The following is a 3,413-nucleotide window of genomic DNA, read 5'->3' on the forward strand; positions in this document are numbered from 1 at the left end:
AGTATAGTGATGGCAATACTCGCTATCACTATACTGATGGGCTTGCAGATTATTATAAGCAGTATAATCATCTGCCGATGTTCTATCGGAATAGAGCTTTTGCCGATAGGTGCCGTAGTTTTTATTCTGTTGCAGACCAGGGAGTGCCCCACCCAGGATGTTTGAGGGCAAGGCGTCGGTCATCTCAACGTGAATTTTGACGGTGACATTATCGGTTAAATAGTAAGACCAAATCTGACCAGCCATTTCAAACCCGAGCATTTGTTTGAGGGAAGTCCCTGGTTGATAGCTGAAGTCGAAGTCTATGGCTTGAGCTGGGGCGTTACCACCAATTACTGCTACAGATGCCAGGGACAAGGACATCATTAATTGGCGATTCTTCATAAAATTTTACCTCGTAGAAATTACTGACATGAATACTGTCAGTATGAAAAGGTAATGTATGCAATCGTGTTTGTGATCTGAGGCTGGTGTATAGGATCGCGTTTTTTTTTGGATATACAATTGTGTATATTTATTTATGCTTGTTTAGGATCACTTCATGAGTCGTTTAGGATCACTTCATGAGTCGTTTAGGATCACAAGAAACCTGTGTTACAGATCACTACTTTAAAATTAGTAAATCTACAGTAAATCTACTGATGAGCTCTCCATGCTTGATCTGGCAAAACTGGCAGGACAAATCCCTGGTATTAGTAACCACCTGAGACTAGAGGCAGTGGCGTCTCGCCAACGCCTAGAACGGGCTGAACAATTACTGGCAAAGGCTAAAACACAACAAGAGAGTTTGGTCAAGTCTCATCAAGAATGGCGCGATCGCATGATCTTCACGGCGGCAACACCAGTAGAATCTCTGGATACTTGTGTTGATATCAGTAGTCCCCCGGAAAGCCATAGTGTTTTCGCTACGGATGGGTCTCAAATTTCCCCGTCTCACCACGAAATTCTCTACTGTTATGTGATTAATGTGGGTCGGGTAATGTTGCACTATGGACAAAGTCTGTATCCTCTGTTGGATAGTGTGCCGGAAGTATTCTACCGACCAGAAGACTTATATATTTCTCGTCAGTGGGGAATTCGCACGGAGGAGTGGATGGGACATCGGCGCACCATTTCCGAGGTATCGATGTTAGCAGAAATGGCTTGCCGTTGGGTAAATCCACCAGCTCCCCACAGGGATACTCCCAATTTAGCGATAGTAGATGGTTCCCTGATTTACTGGTTTCTTGATGGGATGCCAGGGGATGCACGCGATCGCATATTGCCTCCGATTCTAACAGCTTGGGAGCAGTTGCGTGCTGTTAATGTACCCCTGATCGGCTACCTGAGTGCTTCTCGTAGTGTGGAAATGGTTAATTTTCTCAGATTACCAGCTTGTCCCTATGAAACACCGAAATGTATCACCCAATGTGGTAATCTCACGGACAAGTTGCCTTGTCAGGTGATAGACCCCTTGCGGGATACCACACTCTGGGCAAGTTTCTTGCAACCAGGACAGCGTAGCCCTCTATTTCAGAGTTCCGCACGGATTCTGGAATTATACGACCATCACCGGATCTATTTCTGTTATGTCCATGTGGGTACAGAAATTACTCGGATCGAGATGCCAGAATGGGTAGCCCAGAATTCAGCATTGCTCAATCAAGCCTTGAGTTTAATGCTGGGGCAGGTCTATAAAGGCTATGGTTATCCCATTGCTGTGTCTGAAGCTCATAATCAGGCGGTGATTAAGGCCGGTGACCGGAATCGCTTCTTTGCTTTGCTTGAACAACAAATGATTCGGGCAGGTGTCAAGAATGTGGGAATATCCTATAAGGAGGCTCGTAAACGGGGTAGTATTAGTTGACTTAAGGGTTGAAGGTTTAAGGGTTGAAGGTTTAAGGTTGAAGGTTTGAGGTTGAAGGTTTGAGGTTGGAGGTTGGAGGTTTAAGCTTGTTCGCGTAGCGTGGCCTTTTGGCCAAGGTTTAAGGTGAGTTGGTTGCAGGTTGTTCGCGTAGCGTGGCCTTTTGGCCAAGGTTTTTTTCCCAGATCCGCTGTTCCCTATTCCCTGTTCCCTATTCCCTGTTCCCTATTCCCTATTCCCTGCTCCCTGCTCCCTGCTCCCTGCTCCCTAAAACCTAAAACGAAAGTACCTTAACCAATAATTAAAAACTGTTCTAGTGTCATGGCAAATGTATTAAGAATTCTGTTTAAGCAAGATAGCTATCTCAAGCAAGAGCCGATTCAATCGTCGCAATTGCCTGATAATAAACGTCAGATGATACCAGCAGGTACTATATTAGTACTTCGCTATTATGGTCAGGAATCTGGCAATCACCTTAAACTGGGTTTAAAAGATATTGCGTTTAAGGGGTTCAGTGGTGATTGGTATGCCTTTGAAGACCATGTAGCAATTATGATGGAAAGTCTGCAATCGGTAGAGACTGTTAGTAATGTAGTCTCTAAACAAGAGGATCAGACTGTTTTAAACATTCCTATTTATCAGAATACCTTAGTCAATCAACCCGTTTTACTTAACCTTTTATTTAATCAAGATACGGTAATTAAGCGAGCTCCTGTTCAATCTAATATGTTGAATGAAGCATCAAAGCAGGAAATTCCAGCAGGCACTGATTTGGTGATTGTGACAGATCAACCTAATGCTGATGATACGGTTAAGTTTACCCTGGAGGAGAATCACGTAAAATTTACCCTGAAAGATCTGGAATTCAAGGGCTTTAGTGAAGATTGGTATGCCTTTGCTGGACATGTTGGGATTCAAGGAATGGGCTGATGTTAGCGGTCAGCTGTCAGCTGTCAGCTGTCAGCTTTGTGGCACAGGCTTCTAGTTTGTGGAACAGGCTTCTTTGTGGAACAGGCTTCTAGCCTGTGACTATTAAATCCATGTTTACCTCTTTTATTCAAAAGCTGACAGCTGATTGCTGATAGCTGTTCGCTTAACATTACTATTAAAAATCCGAATCATTATTCAGCGTCTCAATCAACAAATCCATCTGTTGCTGTCGCTGATCCAGAAAATATTCACATTGATGGAGATATTCGACAGCAGCGGAGAACTGATCAAACACCTCTGCTAGTTCTAGTTCTCCTGTTTCTATTTTCCTAATAATGGTTTCAACTTTAGCCACCGTCGCTTCATAGTTCCAGGTTTCTCCAGAAGGTATTTCAGTTAGGTTTGAATCAGTTAGGTTTGAATCAGATTGAGTTTCCATAGATAGCAATTGTTAATGGGGTAAGGTAGACAATTTTTTTATTTTAGGGAATCGGGAATCGGGAATCGGGAATCGGGAATCGGGAACAGGGAGAAGAGGCAAGAGGCAATAGGCAATAGGCAAGAGGAACCCACCCCTAGGTCGTGTTTTCTTGCCTCGGAGATCCCCCATTATCCCCCTTAAAAAAGGGGGACTTTGAAT

The 3,413-nt window shown here is 43.7% G+C and carries 6 protein-coding genes; 3 read left to right on the forward strand and 3 right to left on the reverse strand.

Annotation, left to right across the window (positions count from 1 at the left end; translation table 11 throughout):
- On the reverse strand, positions 1–384 hold a 384-nt coding region (locus F6K53_RS35855), incomplete at its 3' end, for an NF038122 family metalloprotease (RefSeq protein WP_293084144.1).
- A 268-nt stretch (positions 385–652) separates the two neighbouring features.
- Between F6K53_RS35855 and F6K53_RS35860 the strand changes: the two genes are divergently transcribed.
- The 3 genes from F6K53_RS35860 to F6K53_RS35870 all read left to right on the forward strand — a co-directional run bounded on the left by F6K53_RS35860 (position 653) and on the right by F6K53_RS35870 (position 2,773).
- Complete coding sequence (locus tag F6K53_RS35860; protein ID WP_293084147.1) at positions 653–1,846, forward strand: DNA double-strand break repair nuclease NurA; 1,194 nt, start codon at positions 653–655, stop codon at positions 1,844–1,846.
- Between the two features lie 99 nt (positions 1,847–1,945).
- Entirely contained in the window at positions 1,946–2,137 is a 192-nt protein-coding gene (locus tag F6K53_RS35865; protein ID WP_293061996.1) for a hypothetical protein, read from the forward strand.
- A gap of 27 nt (positions 2,138–2,164) precedes the next feature.
- The gene (locus F6K53_RS35870; protein ID WP_293084150.1) at positions 2,165–2,773 is read left to right on the forward strand and encodes a hypothetical protein; all 609 of its coding nucleotides are present in this window, start codon (positions 2,165–2,167) and stop codon (positions 2,771–2,773) included.
- Between the two features lie 175 nt (positions 2,774–2,948).
- Here the strand turns inward: F6K53_RS35870 and xseB are convergent, their stop codons facing one another.
- Positions 2,949–3,212 carry an exodeoxyribonuclease VII small subunit gene (gene xseB / locus F6K53_RS35875; protein ID WP_293084153.1) on the reverse strand — a complete coding sequence of 88 codons (264 nt, stop codon included), beginning with the start codon at positions 3,210–3,212 and terminating at the stop codon, positions 2,949–2,951.
- A gap of 12 nt (positions 3,213–3,224) precedes the next feature.
- Positions 3,225–3,413 (reverse strand): hypothetical protein (locus F6K53_RS35880; protein WP_293084156.1); only part of this gene is annotated, 189 nt, incomplete at its 5' end.

The organism is Moorena sp. SIO4A1 (assembly GCF_010672065.1).
Taxonomy (GTDB): Bacteria; Cyanobacteriota; Cyanobacteriia; order Cyanobacteriales; family Coleofasciculaceae; genus Moorena.

Coding starts and splice junctions, on each gene's coding strand:
- F6K53_RS35860 (WP_293084147.1), top strand. CDS start 653: ATGCTTGATCTGGCAAAACTGGCAGGACAAATCCCTGGTATTAGTAAC.
- F6K53_RS35870 (WP_293084150.1), top strand. CDS start 2,165: ATGGCAAATGTATTAAGAATTCTGTTTAAGCAAGATAGCTATCTCAAG.
- xseB (WP_293084153.1), bottom strand. CDS start 3,212: ATGGAAACTCAATCTGATTCAAACCTAACTGATTCAAACCTAACTGAA.